Below are 17,937 nucleotides of genomic sequence, written 5' to 3'. Positions count from 1 at the left end.
GCTTTTGCCGGGTGTCGCTGCCTTGGTCGACAGGGCATAGATTACACCGATGGCCGCGCCAGATGATTGCGAATACAGCCTCGCATTGCACGATTTCGGCAATTTTCTGCTAGTATCTCCCCGTACTCAGCATCAGCACATCGATCAGTAGTCAGCGCCGGGCAAGATGCATGAACCTCGACAACTACGACCGCCGCATCCTTGAAGCACTGCAACAGGAAGGCCGGCTGAGCAATCAGGACTTGGCCGACCGGATCGGCCTCTCGCCTTCACCCTGCCTGCGGCGGGTGCGCGCGCTGGAAGAGGCGGGCATCATCACCGGCTACCGCGCCATGCTGGATGCCAAGCGGCTCGGTCTCAATCTGATGGTGATCCTGAGCGTCTCCATGGACCGCCACACTCCGGAGCGCTTCGCGGGTTTCGACGCCGCCGTCGCGGCCATGCCCGAGGTGCTGGAATGTCTGCTGATCACCGGTCGGGACGCGGACTATCAACTCAAGGTCGTGGTCCGCGACATGGAGCACTATCAGGACCTGCTGCTGGAGCGCATCACCCGCATCGAGGGCGTGAGCGGCGTGCACTCCAGTTTCGTGCTGCGGCGGGTGGTGGAGCGCACCGCGCTGCCGGTGCTGTAGGCCGCTTTTCAGAAACCAAACTCATCGGAGGCGACGCCTAATGACCGACCCGACTTGGCCCTTCCACGGGGCTCGCGTCGAGAAAATCCGTCTCGGCGAGGACGGGCTGCTGGAGCTCAAGGAGGTCCGTTTCGCCGGGACCAAGGTGCGCGGCCCGACGTGCGACGATCTGGCCGACGCGCTCGCGGCCCTGGCCAACAGCGCCGGGGGTGTCCTGGTGTTGGGGGTCGACGACCGCAGCCGGGAGGTCATCGGCATCCCCGCCGAGCGGCTCGACGCCGCAGATACCTTGGTCCTGGAGGCTTGCGAGTCATCCATCAAACTGTCCCTGGCCCCGCTGATCGAGCGCCTCACGCTGCCCGACCCGCTCGGCCAGGAGCGACCCGTCCTGCGGGTGGATGTGACCCGCAGCCTCTTCGTCCATCAGAGTCCCGGGGGTTATCTGCACCGTGTCGGCTCATCCAAGCGGCCCATGCCGCCGGACCAGTCGGCCCGGCTCTTCCAGCAAGGTGCGGCTGCGTCTGTTCGACGACCGCCTCGAGATCTACAGCCCCGGCATGCTGGTCAACACCATGACCCCCGAGAGCCTGCCCTTCCGCCAGGCCGCCCGTAACGAGGGAGCTAGACGCTGAGCCCGATGATCCGGCGGAGGACCGGTTTTCTTGCCGATCAGGCCCAGGTGAGATCAGTCCTCAGGCGGCAGCCTGGCGGCCCGCGGCGCGGCTTCAGGCAGGCTTAAGATCCACCTTAACGTAGACCTCCGCCAGCGACAGGGTGCAGCCGACGCTGGGCAGAGGGGCACGCAGTCGGTCAGGGCGGAATAGTCCGACAGGGTCCAACGGCCGTCGTTAGCCCGGCTGAACAGATCCACCTGGACTTGGTGTTGGGAAACCAGGAGGTACTCCCTGAAACTTGGGATCTGGCGGTAGATGGCAATTTTCTTGCCGCGGTCGCAGGCCTCGGTCGAATCCGACAGCACCTCCACGATCAGTCTGGGATTGAGCAGCACGTCGCGGCGGCCATCGTGAAACTGATGCTCGCCGCACAGGGCGATCAGGTCCGGGGACTTGCCGGTGTCGGCGGAGCGGATGCGCACCTTCAGGTCGTTGGCGTAGACCTGGCAGGGCCGACCCTTCATCCGGATGCTCAGTTCACTGACGATGTTCACGACGATGGCGTTGTGCTCGATCGTTCCGGCCACAAGAAAACTGGAGGTCGAGGCTTTAGGCGATTTCCGACAATTTGGATACCGGTCAGTGTAGGTGCGACTTCAGTCGCACCTGCGTCCGAATCGGTGCGACTGAAGTCGCACCTACATTCGAGCCGATGGTAGGTGGTATTCGGTGTTCCGGAAATCACCTTAGCCGGTCGACATCGCATCTGCGCGGCCCTGATCCGGCTAGAGCCTCGGCCACCAGCGCACCACTCACGGGCGCTAGCCGGAACGATGATCAAGGCCGCGACAAGCCCGGCGGCCCTTCCCATAGACTTGCGCCACGCGACGACGTTTGCGCGGATCTCGTCTACGGTCTGAACAAGCTCATCGAGAGGAGACTCTTGGCAACGAACCTGTTGCCAAGAGAGACAACAAAAGAACCGTTGCCAAAAGTAACCCGACCGTCGAAAAAACTCCTGGCATCAAAGTTTTTAGGCGCCCATCCTCAAACACGCGGCTGGAGCAGCGAGACCTGATCCTATTCGGCGCCCGCGTCCCTGTCCGCTGCCGATCAGGCTATGCTCCAATCGCTCAATGGCCTCGTGGAAGCGGATGGCGAGCGGCGTCAACGCTGCTCCATAGCCACCGGCGCCCGCTGCCACAAATCCGCATCGAGAAAGAGGCCAAGATTGGACGCGCAGTCCAGGCGCCGCGCCAGCCAACCGTCGAAAAAGTCGGTTGCCGATGCCGCCGGAAAGAGACCCAAAGCCCACCAGGCAGCGGTCGTGCCCCCGAATGCAAGCAGCAAGATCACGGGTACGACCAACAGTAGACGGGTCAAGGTGAGGAAATTGGGCAGCCAAGTCATCAGAATACCCCTGTCATGCCATCCGGCCGTCGAATGTGGCCAAACGTTCGCGCGTTTGTGACGCAGTTGCAATACTCCTGACACATTATAGGCCCCATGACCGCAGGGGCTCGCGAGTGGTGGTCGATGCGCATTCCGCCGCCTTGCTCTCGGCCCTGACCGGGGCTAGGATCGCGCCGAGACCGGGTCGCGGGTGGTTGAACCTCCGATCCGTGGACGGGCAGTCCTGATTATAAAAATGATCATCGTGAGGACAGAGGACCATGAAAGTATCCGATTGGTGCGGGTGGTTCGGCGGCGGGCCGCGCAGGTGCTTCCTGATCTCGGCACTGCTGCTTGCCGCGACCTGCAGCGCGGCGGACGAGGCGGTGCCGCGTACCGCCTTTGTGCATCTGTTCGAATGGACCTGGAATGACATTGCGCGCGAGTGCGAGGCGTTTCTCGGCCCCAAGGGCTACGCCGCGGTCCAGGTCTCGCCGCCCAACGAACATCGGCTGTTGTTGGGGCGCCCCTGGTACGAGCGTTACCAACCGGTGAGCTATCGGATGACCAGCCGCAGCGGGACCCGGCAGGAGTTCGCGGCGATGATCGCGCGCTGCCATGCGGCCGGCGTCAAGGTCTATGTCGATGCGATCATCAATCATATGGCGAGTTGCCGTCCCGACTGCGACCAGCAGCAGCCCCAGTACGGGAACCGCGGGGTCGCCGGGGCCACCTTCACGCCGGGTGGTTTCGCGTTCGCAAACCTGTTCGAGCCCGCGGACGCCGGCCGCGTGGCCGGGGCCCTGCCGGCCTATCAGACCGAGCACTTCCATCATGCCTGTACCAGCGACCTCAACTGCGAGTTGGAGCGGTTGGCCGACCTGGCGACGGAGCGGGATGACGTTCGCAGTACCATCGCCAATTACCTGGCCAGCCTCTTCGCCCTGGGGGTGGACGGCCTGCGCATCGACGCGGCCAAGCACCTGGCGCCTGCCGATTTGCATGCCATCCTCACCAAGGCCGCCGCGGCGGCCAACGTGCTGATCGAGAATACAGCAATCAATCCCGGCGGGGCGCGTCCGGTACTGGTCTTTCAGGAGATCATCGGCACGCCGGCCGATCCCGGTGCGGCCTATGCCAACGGCAAGGTCACCGAGTTCGAATACGGCCGCAAACTGGCGGAGAAGTTCCGGGACGGTCCGCTCGCCCTGTTGCACGACCCGGTCCCCTTTGGCGAGGGCTGGGACTTGCAGGCCAGTGTCCAGTCCATCGCCTTCATCGACAACCATGACAATCAACGCGGCCATGGCGGCGGCGGGCAAGTCATCAAGGACATCCGCAACAACCTGAGCGCCTACACCCTGGCCAACGTCTTCATGCTGGCCTGGCCCTACGGCTATCCCAGTGTGATGTCGAGTTACCGGTTCGGCAACGGCGAGATCTGGCGCTTCGACCAGAATCCGGGGCAGGACATCACGAGCGTCGTCGCCATGCCGGTGAAGGATGATTTTCTCGGACCGCCGCATAACGGTCTCCACCAGGGTGTGCTGGACGTGGCGGACTATCCCGCTGCCGCCAACTGGACGACCCAGCGGGTCTGGGACGGTGATGGTCCCGGCGCACGCAACGCCTGTTTCGACGCCGGCGCCCGGTGGATGTGTGAGCATCGCTGGCGGCCGATCGCCAATATGGTGGCCTTCCGTAACAGCACGCTGCCGGCCTGGCACGTCGATCACTGGTGGGACAACGGCAACAACCAGATCGCGTTCGGACGCGGCGCCCTGGGTTTCGTGGTCATCAACCGCGAGGCTGCGCCACTCGATCAGACCCTGCAGACCGGGCTCGGCGCCGGCCGCTACTGCAATGCCTGGGACGGCGAACTGGTCGACGGGGCCTGCACCGGATCGGTGATCACCGTCGCTACCGGCGGCACCGCGCGCTTCCAGGTTGCCCCCTGGACCGCGACGGCCATCCACGTCGGCGCCAAGACCCCGGATGCGGGCCAATGGGCGCGGACGGTGGTGCTGATCAAGGCGGAAACCGTTCCCGGACAGGACATGTTCATACGCGGCGGTATCGATCACGACTATGCCAACGCGACCCTGCACCGCGATTGCACGGTCTCCAACTACCGGTGTGCCGTCCCGATTCACCACCTGAACCTCCGGAACGCGACGACCAATCCCTGGAAACAAGGTGACGAGGCGCTGGACTGGTATGGCCGCGAACCCAATCAGACGGGTGTCTCGAACGGTATGCCGGCCGCCGGCACGCCGCTCGACTGGACGACCAACACCTGGCCGGCAGCCTGGGGTCCTCCCGCGCGGACGGTGGCCGCCGACGGCTTCGGCGTCGAGCCGCTGAATCGGGAGGGACCGCACTACTGGATGCTGGACGTGGAGATGGACTGCAGCCGGACCGCCGACGGCTGGTTCGAGTTCAAGACCTACATCTCGAACGGTCCCGGCTGGGAAGGCGACATCCAGCAGTCGGACACGCCGTACCCTTCCCGGAATCACTTCGGCCGGTGCGGGTACCTCAACCTCTACCAGCGCAACCAGAGCGAAGCGCGGTTGACCCTGCTGCAGTAGGATAAGGTTGCAGCCGGCCGGGGGCGCAGCCTCCGGCCGACTGGCCAGGCGGGAGCAATCGAGCGGAAAACGACGCGTGGGAAACCGGGGGGAAACCGGGGACGGGGGGAAACCGGGGAGGGGAAACCGGGGACGTACCACGAAAGCATCGTGTCCGCGGGCGCGCGAAGAGGACACAACGGCTTGCCCCCGCTGCTTGACGCTTCACTTACCAGCCCTCGCACCAAGCGCCGCGCTGGATCACGTGACCGGCGCGTACTCCAGTTTCGTGCTGTGGCGGGTGGTGGAGCGCACGGCACTGCCGGTGCTATAGGTCGAGTCTCTCAGGAACCTGGCTGACCATCGCTACACGCTCGACGCCGTGCGACAGGCTCGCGCAATGGCCACCAGGAAGGGCGCGGTATCGAGCTTTTCCCGCCCGACCGTGCTGGACTCGGAACCGTGCGCGGCCTTCATCCCTGCGCCACTGCTGCCTGGAAACAGAAGCTACGGATACACTCTGGATTTTGCCGAGGCCGGGGTCCCGGACAACTTCACTCCTGAACTGCTCACCTTTCCCATCGATTCCCAGCCCGAACCTATCAAGGCCTTGGGATTCATTTTCGGAATACCCCATCGCTCAACGATCTGGCTGTTCCAGCCGTTTCAGCAAAGCCTCGAATACCTTGTCCGGATCGATCGGCTTGGCGATATGGTCGTTCATGCCGGCAGCGATGCTCTTCTACGGCTTGGCAATGCCGGCCTATGAGAAGCAGGGGGACAGCGGCGCACACCGCAACAGCACCGCTGCTCAGGTGCGTGACATTGTCAACCACTTGAGAATGGTCTCGTACAGCCGCTCGGGGTCAACCGGTTTAGCAAGATGATCATTCATACCAGCCTCAATGCAGTGCTGACGATCTTCGGAAAACGCATTGGCAGTCATGGCCAGAATAGGTATTGACTGGTTCAGCGACTCTGCGCGGATCGCGCGCGTGGCGTCAAGACCGTTCATGATGGGCAGTTGCATATCCATCAGGATCAGATCGTAGGTTTCTCTTTGCGCCAGTACCACCGCCTCTCGGCCGTTGTTCGCCGTGTCGATGCATAACCCCAGGTCTTCGAGCAGACACCGCGCCACTTCCTGATGGATCGGTTCGTCTTCGATCACCAGAATACGCTTGCCACCGTGCGCCCGGCGCAACTCGGCCTCGGCCTTGATCCTGCCGGCTTGGGCAAGCGGTGATGAGGCGACCGCATGATGCCGCCCCAGGCGGACGGTAAACCAGAACTTGCTGCCTCCGCCCGGTGAACTGTCGACACCGATGTCGCCGCCCATCAGTTGTACCAGTCGTTTGCTGATCACCAGCCCGAGCCCGGTGCCGCCGTATTTGCGGGTCGTGCTGTTGTCCGCCTGCTCGAATGCCCTGAATAGCCGGGGTTGGGCGTCCGGCTCGATGCCGACGCCGGTGTCGACGATCTCGAAACGCAACTGCACCCGCTCGCAATCGTCCGCCAGCATGCGGCTGCGCACCGTCACGCTGCCGCGCTCGGTGAACTTGACGGCATTACCGACGAGGTTGAGCAAGATCTGACCAAGGCGCACCGGGTCACCGGTCAGCGGCAGCCGGGCCAGGTGATCGGGCAGGTCGACATGCAGCGTTAGCCCTTTCCGGCGTGCTTCGTGACCGATCAGACTGGTCACGTCTGCCAGCACATGCTCAAGCCGCAGGGGCGCATCATCCAAGGCCATGCGCTCAGCTTCGATCTTGGAAATATCGAGCACGTCGTTGAGTAAGCCGAGCAGGTGACGTGCCGCGCCCTTGGCCTTGTCGAGCTGCGCGATCCCTGTTGGATCAGTCATGCGCCGCCGGGCGAGTTCCAGCATACCCATGATACCGTTCATCGGCGTCCGCAGTTCGTGGCTCATGTTGGCCAGGAAAGCCGATTTCGCGCGATTGGCGGCTTCGGCCAGTTCCTTGGCCACGGCCAGTTCGCGGCGTTGCCGGGCTTTCTGCGCCAGCAACTGGTTGAAGGTATCGACCAGCACTTTCGCCTCTCCCACCGCATCGACCCGGATGGCTTCATGGGCATCCTCATCGCGCCGGCGAAGGCCATCGACAGCGCCGATCACCTCCAGCAGCGGCGAGATGACGTAACGGGTGAGCGCCCAGTAGAGGATCGCCATACCAAAGACGATAAACAGTCCGCCAACCCCAAGCACCCTCGACACAAAGCCGGTCAGGCGACGGTCGAGGCTTTCCTGCGCGGCAGCGACCACCACGGCACCGACGGCCTGCCCCGAGGCATCGGATACCGGCTTGAGCGTGGCAAAAAAGTCTCGCCCCTGAATCGCGAAGGTGAACTGCTGTTCGACGGCGGCACTGACGCCAGCCTGGACGACCGCCAGATCGGGTAAGCGTTCGCGCGCCTCCCCCGCGGAGTTCTGGAACAGTACCCGGCCAGAGGCATCGTAAACTGCAACGATTTCCAGGTCTTCGTGACTGCCAACCACGCGATTGCAACGATCGTCGAAGCCAATGATCTCCTCGGCGCTTAATCCCAGCGCCAGAATGCGCTCGAATTGCGCCGCCACTTCATGCGAGACGGCGACGCTTCGTTCAGCCATCGCCCTGCTGTAGGCTTGAGAAAAGGTGTGCGCCGCAGTCAGCAGTACGGCAACCACGGTCAGGACAAACACACTGCCGGCCATCCACAAGATCTTGGCGCGCAGTCCCTGCTTCATTTCGTATCCCAGTCGAAGCGGGTAATCACCTCCGCGGACAGGAGCAAGTCGCTATGCACCCGGATACCAAGCTTGTTGGCTCGGGCCAGGCTGATGACCGGCATCCCTTTCGTGGTGGGCTGAATGGGCAGGTCGCGGGGCGACTTGCCGTCGACCAGAATCTGTCGTGCCAGTCGCCCGGCCGCCAGCCCCTGCTCGCGCTCGGAAACTGTGACTGCCACCAGCGTTCCGTGGTGCACACGGTCGACCCAAAAACTGAGATCCGGCAGTGAGGAATGTTCTGCCGTCCACCGCTGTACGTCCTGATAGGGCACATTCTTACCCGCCGCGTCCTTGAAATTGAAGATACCGATCAGGGCAATCGCATCCGCTTTCTCGGGATAGGCCATGATGCGCTGCTTATACTCGTCGAAGGTCCGAATCGTTTCCCAAGCCACGACGCTGACGTCCGGCGGCAACTTTGCCGCCTTCATCCGCTCGACCACCGGCACCCACATCGGCGCATCGTCCAGCACCACCACCAGACGTTTCATTGTCGGTACGACCCGCTTGAGCAACTGCACGGATTCGGTGAAATGCTCGTGCTCGACGACTCCGGTCACATTATCGGCCCTGTCGAAGCCGTAATGCTCCGGCGCCTTGTTCACGCCGCTGAACACCAGAACGATTGGCGTATTGATATAATGCCGGGTGACCAGCTCCTGGGCATCGTCATCGGTGGTATAGATCACCTGCGGCGTCCATTGCTCAACCAAGGCACGTGCCGCCTGGCCGCGCTCAGCCTGTTGCCCGGCATCGGAATAGCGTTTCGTATCCAACTCGAAGACTTTGTACTCCGCCTTGACATCCCCGAGCCCGGCTTTGAAGCCCTCCAACTGGCCCTCGGTCCAGCGCCAGGGGGTGTGATAGCTCATCACATGCAGGATACGGATCGGCGTGCCATCGAACTTCGCAGCCCCCACGGCCAGTGCCGGCGTCGAGCCCAGCAACAATGCCGCACAAAGCGCAAAAAGGGCATATGTACGGACGACCCGTGCGCCGATCTTGTTCACAAATCAACTCCCCTTGATTGCTATGCTTTCTGAACGACAAGAACCGAAAGGTGTCAGGTCCTAAGGTATCCCCACGAAATATCGCGCTAGATCCGTTATATTCTGAACCAAGGCATCCGCGACGTACAGGTCGATTCGTTGCAGGTGCTCAATCGTCGGTGCTGCCGGATGGAAGCAGGGAACACACTTAAGAATCACTATCGGCGATCAGTCCGCGGAGTCGGCTTTTCCCTGACTCCCCGACAGCAGCGATGGACCGGGGGTCACAACGGCTGCTGACCTGACCGCGGCGGACGCTCGCGTGGGTGGCGCCCGAGGCAGCAGTGGTTCTGGAAAGGCCGATCAGGGCGGCACGTGCAACCCCGATCGGGCGGGACGGCACCGCCCCGCCCGAGTCCAGCGAAACACGCCGTGCACCCACAACGCGCCTGACCCGTGCGAATATCCAAGCTGGCGCCGCTCGATTCCCCTAAGATTTGCGCCTTACCGGCCGCACCTTGGTGCACACTGCCGACCGCCGGGTACCCAAGACACCCGACGACCCCTGCGACCCGATCGCAACCCGATTCAGAGGAACCTCCCATGTCCGACACCTGGCGCTTTGTGGCGCGTCCCGGCGCAACCGATACCATTTACGGGCTGGCGGTGAGCCCCGACAGCCAACTGCTGGCGACGGCCAGTTGGGACAGCACGGTGCGGGTCCTGGACCTGGAAGCCGGGCGCACCCTCCAGACGCTGCGCGGCCACGAGGGCCGGGTCTACTCGGTGGCCTTTCACCCCGAGGGCCGGGTGCTGGCCTCCGGCGGAACCGACGCGGTGGTACGGGTCTGGGATGCCGAAACGGGCGAGGCACTGTGGTCGAAGAGCGGGCACTCCAGCCTGATCTACAGCGTCGCCTTCCAGCCGCAGGGCAAGCTGCTGGCCTCCGGCAGCGAGGACGGCACGGTCGCCATCTGGACCCTGATGGGCGAGCAGGTCCATCACATCGAGGGCCACAACCAGTATGTGCAAGGCGTCGCCTTCAGCCCCGACGGGCGCCTGCTCGCCTCCGGCAGCCGCGACAGCTTCCTCATCCTGTGGGACGTGGCGACCGGCCAGGAAGTCGGCCGGGTCGAGGTGATCCATAACGGCATCAACAGCGTGCGGTTCACCGCGGACGGCCAGCGCGTGCTGCTGACCAATGTGGACGGGGTCGTCGGCGTCTGGGATCTGGCGACCGGCACACTGCTCCAGGAACGCAACGAGCACCGGTACCCCGTCTGGACCGCGGTGTTCAGCCCCGACGGCCGCACCTTCGCCACCGGCAGTGCGGACCGCACCATCATGCTGTGGGATACCATCACGGGCGAGCAGCTCGGCCGGCTTACCGGGCATGTCGGTGATGTCTATGCGCTGGAGTTCACGCCGGACGGCCGTTATCTGATCTCCGGGAGCGCCGATCGGACCATCCGGCTCTGGGGCACCGACCCGTCGGCCGCGGACTGGGAGGCCCGCGGCGCCCGCTGGCAGGCGAACGCGGCAACCGAGAGCGCCGCGGCGGCGGCGCTGCCGGTCAAGGCGACCGCGGGCGCGACCCAGGGCGGGCTGTTCGGCCGGCTGTTCGGCCGCCGCGGTTGATTCCTTTCCACCAGCGCCGACACACCCGGCCATTGAGGATGACACGATGACGCAAGACCAGGTCAGCAAGGCGGTGGTCCTGATCCTGGCGCTCGGGATCTCCGCGCTCTTCCTTTCCATGATCCATGGCTTTCTGATGTCCTTGTTGATGGCGGGTGTCTTCAGCGCGCTGGCCCGCCCCTTGTTCCTGCGGCTGGAGACGCTGTTCAACGGCCGCCGCGGGCTGGCCTCCCTGGCCACCCTGTCGATCATGGCGGTGATGGTCCTGCTCCCGCTGATCCTGCTGGCCGGCGTCCTGATATCGCAGGCGCTGGACGTGAGCCAGCTCCTCAGCGTCTGGCTGAAGACCACGCTGAACGAGCCGGGCGCGGCGTCCGAACTGCTGCATCGCCTGCCCTTCTACGAGCAGTTGGCGCCGCACTGGGGCAAGATCGCCCAGCAGGTCGGCGAGGCGACGACGGTCGTCAGCAAGGTGGTGGTCGAGGGGTTGTCCTCGATCACGCTGGGGGCGGTGAATCTGATTTTCATGACCTTCGTATTCCTCTACAGCCTATATTTCCTGCAGATGGACGGCGACAAGCTGATCGAACGCATTCTCTATTACCTGCCGCTCAAGACTCAGGAAGAGCGGCTGATGCTGGAGAAGTTCACCTCGGTGACGCGAGCGACGCTCAAGGGCTCGCTGCTGATCGGTCTCCTCCAAGGGAGCCTGGCCGGGCTCGCGTTCTACGTGGCGGGCATCCCGAACGCGGTCTTCTGGGGGTCGGTGATGGCGGTCATGTCCACCATCCCCAACGTGGGTACCGCGCTGATCTGGATCCCGGCGGTCATCGTCCTGATCGTGCAGGGGCAGGTCGGCACCGGCATCGCGCTGGCCGCGTTCTGCGGCCTGGTGGTGGGGAGTCTGGACAATGTTCTGCGCCCCATTCTGGTGGGCAAGGACACCAAGCTGCATGAGCTGATGATCTTCTTCAGCACCCTGGGCGGCATCCTGATGTTCGGCTTTCCGGGACTCTTCATCGGCCCGGTGATCGCCTCGCTGTTCGTCGCGATCTGGGAGATCTACGGCGTGGAGTTCGCCGATATCCTGCCGGACGTGGAGGTGGTGATGGATCGCCGACACGACACCGAGGTTCCGCCGGGCGATCCGGAGGGGCCGCTGGTGGAAGGCACGCGGGCCGTACCGGAGCCGGATCAGCGGCTGGATGAGGGGCCGGCACACACGTTCGCGGCGGATGATCGCGGCGACCGGGCATCCTGACCAGTCGCGGGCGGTCCGCAGAGCGGACCCTACGGTTACACCGTGACCTGCAGGGTCCGCTGTGCGGACCAACGACCTCGACACCCGCGAGATACCGGGCGAGCGCGCTATGCGGCCTCATGCAGACGGTCGTCGAGCTCGGCGCGCAATGCGAGGAAGTCCGTAGGTTGGGGTGAGGAACGAACCCCAACATCCACGCGACGCGGCCAACGCTGGGGTTCCTTCGTCACCCCAGCCTACAGGCTTACGCATCGGCCTATCCTCGGGTGGTTTGGTGGGCAGTCTAACCAAAGTCCGGCGGCGCGGGTGCGAATGATCGGCGCCGGGTGTGATCGGAAGTGATGTGATTTGTTCGGGCCGGGCCTTTCGGTAGGATGGGCAGAGCGAGAGCGATGCCCATCATCAAGCGCCGCGATGGCCGGATGGGCATCGCTCTCGCTCTGCCCATCCTACGCGTGTCTGCGACCACATCACTTTGGATCGCACCCGTCGGCGCCGGGGTCCGCGGTGTCCGGGTCAGGGGCTACCCAGAGCCGCCTCGGCGTCCTCAAGCTCCGGCAGGCGGCGGCCATAGCCGTGGTGCTCGATCAGGCGGCGGGCGGCGGCGAGGTCGGCTTGGGGGGAACTGGGAGCGGGGGCATCCTGCCCCCGCGCGGCCGTGGCAACATCGCCGAATGGGGAGCGGGACGCCCCCCTCCAAGCCGCGCCCGGTAGAGCAGCACATCGGCCTCGAAAAGCGGCATGGGGCCGCGTCGGGCGATCTGCAGGGCCTCGTCGAGTGCGGCACGGGCCGCGTCCGGGTCGCCGCTCAGGGCCAGGGACCAGGCGGCGGTGAGCAGGCCGTGCAGCAGGTAGTCGATCACGCCCGCCTGGCGCAGTCCGGCGACGGCGGCGAGCACCTCGGGGTCGGGGCCGGGCGGGGGCAGGTGACCGGTCAGCAGTGCGCGCAGCAGGCGGGCGCGGGCCAGGGTCAGGTGGTCGAGGGCGATTGATAGGAGATCGCCGACCGCTTCTGCCACCACAAGCGCGGTCGTCGCCCGCCGCTCCACCTCGATGCAGGCCGCGAGCGGGTCGGTCGCAGTCAGGCCGTCCGGGTCTGCGGCGGTCGCGGCGTCGGGCACAAGTGGGGGACCCGCGGTGGGCGCGGGGCTTGGGGGCGGCATGGTGGCGGCGGTCATGATCGCCGCCTGGAAGTCGGCGCCACCAAAGACCCGCCAGGTGGCGCGCTCGGCCGGGGCCAGCAGCCAGTCGCAGTACCGGAAGCCTCCCACCGAGTAGAGCAGCGGGTACTGCGGCTGCCACTCCCGCTGCATCCGCTCGGCCTCGGCAAAGAGCCTGCCGGCCTCGGCGGTCTCGCCGGACTGGTGCAGCACGTCGGCCGCGGTGCGCGGTCGGCGCTGTGCAGGTCGATGCGGTCGATACAACGGATGTCGCCGCCGTGGGCGTCGAAGAGAAAGCGCCCAAGCAGGGTCAGGCTCAGTGCATGGCAGCCGAAGCGCTCGCAGGCGGCGGCCAGCTCGTCCTCGGTGCCGGTGCCCTGAAACTGACGCAGCAGCCGGATGGCGCTCGCGCGGGCCAGCTCATGCAGGTCCCGCTGGTCGCAGAGTGCCGCCGCGCCCTCCAGTCGTAAAAGCTCCAGTCGAAATAGGCGGCGGGGCCAGGCAGACCGTCGATGGGCCTGAAATCGCGTGCGAAAAAGCGGGTGTGCAGCCAGTGGGCCACGAGCGCGGTCTTGCCGACCCCGCCCCAGGCGACGATGGAGACGATATGTAGTCCAGCCGCCCAGGCGCGGTCGAGCCAGTCGAGCTCGGTCTCGCGGCCCAGAAAGTCGCGCTCGACCTGGTGGCGAAAGGCGAAGCGGGAGGTGGCGTAGGGGCTGGGCGGGGGCGCGGGCGGCGGCGCAACGGCAGGGAGCGCGGGCGGTACCGGGCGGTCCTGACGCGCGCCGCCCTCGTCGGACGGCTCGGCCGCGCCCGACTGCTTGACGGCGACGACCACCCCGATCAGGGCGGCCAGACCGCTGACGAAATCGACCAGTTCGCTAAGCGGGCGGCATCGGACCGGCAATCGCCGGGGCGGCTTTGATCGGTCAGGCGGAGGTCCGCGGCGGAACCGGCGAATCAGGCGGCCTCGAGCCGCACCTGGACCCGCAGACCGAGCGCGGTCGCGATGTTCACCAGGGCATCGAGCGAGAAGCGCGAGATGCGTCCCCGCAGCAGGTCGTTCATGCGCGGCTGGGTCACACCGCAGTGCGCCGCGGCATCGCGCTGGGTCCACCCCTGCTCGGTCACGACGGCCACGATCTGGTGCATCAGCTCAGAGCGCAGTTTCAAGTTGGCGGCCTCCGCCGGGGTGTCGGCGATGGCATCCCAGACGCTCGCAAAGGTCTGAATCTCCAATTCGTCGGTTGGATCAGTCATTGTTCGCCCCGCATGATTCGGTCGAAGCGCGTCTTGGCGATCACAATGTCGCGCTTCGCGGTGACCTGGGTCTTCTTCTGGAATGCGTGCAAGACATAGACGGCGTCTGCCAGGCGCGCCGTGTAGACGACCCGGAAGGTGCCGGATTCGTCCCAGAGTCGCAGCTCCTCAACGCCCTTGCCGATGGTCGGCATCGGCTTGCAGTCGTCCGGGCGCTGGCCCCGCTGCACCCGGTCGAGCTGGCGGCCGGCATCCTGCCGCGCATCGCGCGGGAATGACCGAAGGCACTTGAGTGCGTCGCCCAAGAAACGGATCGGTTTCATCGGCCCGACTGTATCCAATCCGATATACCGGCGCAAGTCGTCGGGTAGCCAGGGTACGATCTGCAGTGATGTGGTTTGTTTGGGCTGGGCGTTTCAGTTGGATGGGCAGAGCGAGAGCGATGCCCATCCCCAAGCGTCGGGGTAGCCGGATGGGCATCGCTCTCGCTCTGCCCATCCTACGCACTGCACGACTTCGCGTCCCCACACCGGGTCACCGCCGCCTGGGTCGCGCGCCATCCGGACGATCTCGCCGCGCGCCGAAACCTCGCCGAGACCCTGCTGACCAGCGGGCAGACCGCGGCGGCGCGGGACGCGCTGGCGGCGCTGCTCGGCCCCGCGACCGCCACACCCGCGCTGCCACCCGAAACCATGGCGGCGCTGCGGCTGCTCGAACTCGCCGCGCTGACCCGCCTGGCCGGCGACGGCGACGCCGCGGCCACCCCGGCACTGCCCGCGCGCCGCGCCGAACTCCGCGCGCTGCTCGATGCCCAGCCGGACGACTTTGCGCTCGGCTGGACCTTCGACGGCACCCGCCACTACCTCGCCACCGACCCGGCCTTCGCCCCCCACCGCGATGCGCTGTCGGCGCTCTTCGCCGCCGCCGACCAGGGCCGCGACGCCTTGCGCGCGCAACTGCGTCGCATGCCCTGATTCAACCCAATGAAATCCGTAGGTTGGGGTGAGGAACGAACCCCAACATCCCCCGGCCTGGCGATGCGGCCAACGCTGGGGTTCCTGCGTCACCCATCCGGCCGCCTCTCGATCCGCGCGGTCGTCGGTCCGCACAGCGGACCCTACGCTTGCCGTCGGGTCCGCTGTGCGGACCAATCTGTTTTTCTTGGCGTTCTTTGTTTCCCCTGCGTGCCCGCACGACCCCCAAGTCCGTCGGCCCGGTCTCCAACAGGTCGCAGAATCGAAATCCCAGCGCAACAAAGACCCCTTACCATGCTCAAGTAACGGCCCCGGCCGAAAAGCCCCGTAGCGCCGTGATCACGGCCAAGAAAACACAGCCGACAGGAGGCACCAGGGTGAAGATCCAGCACCGCCGTTTAGCGAATCCGTTCCTGTGCGCACTGGCGATTGCCGCGCTGCTCCCGCTCCCGAGCCAGGCTGGTCAGGGATACGGTGATCCAGCCGCGCGCTTTGCCACCTTCAATGTCTCGCTCAACCGGGGTACGCAAGGGCAATTGGCGGCCGACCTGGCCAGCGGCGACAACGTTCAAGCGCGTGCCGTGGCCGAGATCATTCAGCGGACGGCTCCAGAGGTCATCTTACTCAATGAGTTCGATTACGACGCCGCGGGTACCGCGGTCGACGCCTTCCGGGAGCAGTATCTCCAGGTCTCCCAAAACGGTCAAAGTCCCATCCGCTACCCTTATGTCTTCTTCGCATCCGCGAATACCGGGATCCCGTCAGGATACGACCTGAACAACGACGGCACCGTCGGCGGCCCGGACGATGCCTTCGGCTTCGGTGCCTTCCCCGGCCAGTACGGCATGGTGGTGCTGTCACAGCACCCGATTCTGCTCAATGGCGTCAGGACCTTTCAGACGTTCCGGTGGCAGGACATGCCGGGCGCGCTCCTGCCCGACGACCCGAGTACGCCGGAGCCGGACGACTGGTATTCGGCCGCGGAGCGCGCGGTGCTCCGGCTCTCTTCCAAGAGCCACTGGGACCTGCCCATCGCGATCGACGGGCATCTGGTCCATGTACTCGCCAGCCACCCCACGCCGCCGACCTTTGACGGCGCCGAGGACCGCAACGGCCGCCGCAACGCGGACGAGATTCGCTTCTGGGCGGATTACGTCACCCCGCGACGCTCGGGCTATATCTACGACGACGAAGGGGTGAAAGGCGGTCTCGAACGCGGGGCGGCCTTCGTCATCATGGGCGATCTGAATGCCGATCCGCAGGACGGGGACAGCTTCCCGGGTGCCATTGCGCAGTTGCTCGGACACCAGCGGGTCGCTGCCGCGGTCACGCCGGTCAGTCTCGGCGGTCCGGACGCCGCCGTCCGGCAGGGCGCGGACAACGACACCCATACCGGCGATCCCGCCGAAGACACCGCGGATTTCAGCGAGCCGCCCGGCAACCTGCGGGTCGACTATGTGCTGCCCTCCCGGCCGCTGTCCATCCAGGACGCCGGTGTCTTCTGGCCGACCGCCGATGACCCGCTCTTCGGTCTGGTCGGCGACTATCCCTTTCCGAGCTCCGATCACCGGCTCGTCTGGGCCGACGTGCGGCTGACCGGCGCACCCCAGGTCGCCGGGCTCAATCTCGCCTTCATCGGTGAGGCCGTCTTCCCAACCGGGTACCAGTTCGCGGGGACCGAGGTCGGGGGCCTGTCCGGGATCGACTATGACCCGCGCCGCGGCACCTTCGTCGCCATCAGCGACGATCGTTCACAGATCGACGCGGCCCGCTTTTACCGGCTGGCGATCGATCTGACCGACGGGCAGCTCGCGTCCGCCGACGTCCGCTTCCTGGACGTCACCACCCTCCTCGACGAGACGGGAGCCCCCTTCGCACCGTCCAGCCTGGACCCGGAGTCCATCCGCATCGCCCGGGACGGCAAATCCTTGTTCTGGACGAGCGAAGGCGATGCCGGCAACCTCATCGCGCCCTTCGTGCGGCAGATGACCTGGGGCGGCCGTTTCGTGCGTGAGCTGCGCACGCCCGAAAAATTCGCCCCGACCGCCGATCAGAGCGCCGGCATCCGCAATAATCTGGCATTCGAGAGCCTCACCCTGAGCCCTGGGGGCGACCGGCTCTTCACGGCCACCGAGAACGCCCTCTACCAGGACGGACCGGCGGCGAGCCTGGCCACCGGGTCGCCCGTCCGCGTCCTCGAATACGGCCCGCCAAACAAGCAGCCGCTGCGCGAGTTCATCTACCAGACCGACCCCGTCGCCGATGCGCCTGACCCGACCGACGGCTTCAGTACCAACGGGCTCGTCGAGATGCTCGCCCTCGACACCGGCCGCTTCCTCATGCTGGAGCGCTCCTTCTCGGTCGGACGGGGCAACCGCATCAAGCTTTTCGAGTCCGACACCCGCGGGGCAACGGACGTCGCACGGCGGTTCTCGATCCTGGACGGCAGGACGCCCCAGCCCATGCGCAAGCGGCTCCTGCTGGACTTCGGGCGGCTGCCGGGCGTCATCCTCGACAACGTGGAGGGAATGACCTTCGGACCCCGGCTTGCGAACGGGTCGCGCACACTTATTTTCGTCTCCGACAACAACTTCAGCCCCGATGGCCAGTTCACCCAGTTTCTGGCGTTCAAGGTCGTCGAGTGATCCCGTCTTGG

16 protein-coding genes and 1 pseudogene are annotated in these 17,937 nt (G+C 65.5%); 9 read left to right on the top strand and 8 right to left on the bottom strand.

Features of this window, described 5'->3' with window-relative positions:
- Window positions 1-170: 170 nt before the first annotated feature.
- From A39O_RS0114740 to A39O_RS43570, 3 genes and pseudogenes are all read left to right on the top strand, one after another.
- Window positions 171-635 carry an Lrp/AsnC family transcriptional regulator gene (locus A39O_RS0114740; RefSeq protein WP_020505430.1) on the top strand — a complete coding sequence of 155 codons (465 nt, stop codon included), beginning with the start codon at window positions 171-173 and terminating at the stop codon, window positions 633-635.
- A gap of 40 nt (window positions 636-675) precedes the next feature.
- A pseudogene (locus A39O_RS33625) lies at window positions 676-1,098 on the top strand (ATP-binding protein); the annotation flags it as partial.
- 94 nt (window positions 1,099-1,192) lie between these two features.
- The gene (locus A39O_RS43570; RefSeq protein WP_407635641.1) at window positions 1,193-1,267 is read left to right on the top strand and encodes a hypothetical protein; all 75 of its coding nucleotides are present in this window, start codon (window positions 1,193-1,195) and stop codon (window positions 1,265-1,267) included.
- Window positions 1,268-1,320: 53 nt separating this feature from the next.
- On the opposite strand, the gene A39O_RS33620 is transcribed toward A39O_RS43570, so the two are convergent.
- Entirely contained in the window at window positions 1,321-1,836 is a 516-nt protein-coding gene (locus tag A39O_RS33620) for a Uma2 family endonuclease (RefSeq protein WP_051088822.1), read from the bottom strand.
- Window positions 1,837-2,416: 580 nt separating this feature from the next.
- The gene (locus A39O_RS0114725; protein WP_020505428.1) at window positions 2,417-2,659 is read right to left on the bottom strand and encodes a CDP-alcohol phosphatidyltransferase family protein; all 243 of its coding nucleotides are present in this window, start codon (window positions 2,657-2,659) and stop codon (window positions 2,417-2,419) included.
- Between the two features lie 263 nt (window positions 2,660-2,922).
- Between A39O_RS0114725 and A39O_RS0114720 the strand changes: the two genes are divergently transcribed.
- Entirely contained in the window at window positions 2,923-5,232 is a 2,310-nt protein-coding gene (locus A39O_RS0114720) for an alpha-amylase (protein ID WP_020505427.1), read from the top strand.
- 379 nt (window positions 5,233-5,611) lie between these two features.
- Window positions 5,612-5,980, top strand: coding sequence for a hypothetical protein (locus A39O_RS0114715; RefSeq protein ID WP_026199421.1), 369 nt, complete (start codon window positions 5,612-5,614; stop codon window positions 5,978-5,980).
- Between the two features lie 42 nt (window positions 5,981-6,022).
- On the opposite strand, the gene A39O_RS36650 is transcribed toward A39O_RS0114715, so the two are convergent.
- Entirely contained in the window at window positions 6,023-7,957 is a 1,935-nt protein-coding gene (locus A39O_RS36650; protein ID WP_020505425.1) for a hybrid sensor histidine kinase/response regulator, read from the bottom strand.
- The gene (locus A39O_RS0114705) at window positions 7,954-9,009 is read right to left on the bottom strand and encodes an ABC transporter substrate-binding protein (RefSeq protein WP_020505424.1); all 1,056 of its coding nucleotides are present in this window, start codon (window positions 9,007-9,009) and stop codon (window positions 7,954-7,956) included. Before A39O_RS0114705 ends, A39O_RS36650 begins: the two co-directional genes overlap by 4 nt.
- 582 nt (window positions 9,010-9,591) lie before the next feature.
- Here A39O_RS0114705 and A39O_RS0114700 point away from each other — a divergent pair.
- A complete protein-coding gene (locus A39O_RS0114700; RefSeq protein WP_020505423.1) occupies window positions 9,592-10,626 on the top strand; it encodes a WD40 repeat domain-containing protein in 1,035 nt (344 codons plus the stop codon).
- A gap of 46 nt (window positions 10,627-10,672) precedes the next feature.
- The gene (locus tag A39O_RS0114695; protein WP_020505422.1) at window positions 10,673-11,887 is read left to right on the top strand and encodes an AI-2E family transporter; all 1,215 of its coding nucleotides are present in this window, start codon (window positions 10,673-10,675) and stop codon (window positions 11,885-11,887) included.
- Window positions 11,888-12,474: 587 nt separating this feature from the next.
- Here the strand turns inward: A39O_RS0114695 and A39O_RS0114690 are convergent.
- The 4 genes from A39O_RS0114690 to A39O_RS0114675 are packed head-to-tail and all read right to left on the bottom strand — an operon-like array spanning window position 12,475 to window position 14,630.
- Window positions 12,475-13,311 carry a hypothetical protein gene (locus tag A39O_RS0114690; protein ID WP_157640117.1) on the bottom strand — a complete coding sequence of 279 codons (837 nt, stop codon included), beginning with the start codon at window positions 13,309-13,311 and terminating at the stop codon, window positions 12,475-12,477.
- Window positions 13,312-13,363: 52 nt separating this feature from the next.
- Window positions 13,364-13,954 (bottom strand): hypothetical protein, encoded by a 591-nt coding sequence (locus A39O_RS33610; RefSeq protein ID WP_020505420.1) that lies wholly within the window; start codon window positions 13,952-13,954, stop codon window positions 13,364-13,366.
- Between the two features lie 53 nt (window positions 13,955-14,007).
- Complete coding sequence (locus tag A39O_RS0114680) at window positions 14,008-14,307, bottom strand: helix-turn-helix domain-containing protein (protein ID WP_020505419.1); 300 nt, start codon at window positions 14,305-14,307, stop codon at window positions 14,008-14,010.
- On the bottom strand, window positions 14,304-14,630 hold the full coding sequence (locus tag A39O_RS0114675) for a type II toxin-antitoxin system RelE/ParE family toxin (RefSeq protein ID WP_020505418.1): 327 nt from the start codon (window positions 14,628-14,630) through the stop codon (window positions 14,304-14,306). The genes A39O_RS0114680 and A39O_RS0114675 overlap by 4 nt, the downstream gene beginning before the upstream one ends.
- Before the next feature lie 75 nt (window positions 14,631-14,705).
- Between A39O_RS0114675 and A39O_RS0114670 the strand changes: the two genes are divergently transcribed.
- Window positions 14,706-15,281: a hypothetical protein gene (locus tag A39O_RS0114670; protein ID WP_020505417.1), complete on the top strand. Its 576-nt coding sequence runs from the start codon at window positions 14,706-14,708 to the stop codon at window positions 15,279-15,281.
- A gap of 377 nt (window positions 15,282-15,658) precedes the next feature.
- On the top strand, window positions 15,659-17,926 hold the full coding sequence (locus A39O_RS0114665; protein ID WP_020505416.1) for an esterase-like activity of phytase family protein: 2,268 nt from the start codon (window positions 15,659-15,661) through the stop codon (window positions 17,924-17,926).
- Window positions 17,927-17,937: the final 11 nt, after the last annotated feature.

The sequence above is a fragment of the Lamprocystis purpurea DSM 4197 genome (genome assembly GCF_000379525.1).
GTDB classification, from domain to species: Bacteria; Pseudomonadota; Gammaproteobacteria; order Chromatiales; family Chromatiaceae; genus Thiodictyon; species Thiodictyon purpureum.
Note: the sequence above shows the minus strand (reverse complement) of the source record. Positions and strands in the feature narration are given on the sequence as shown.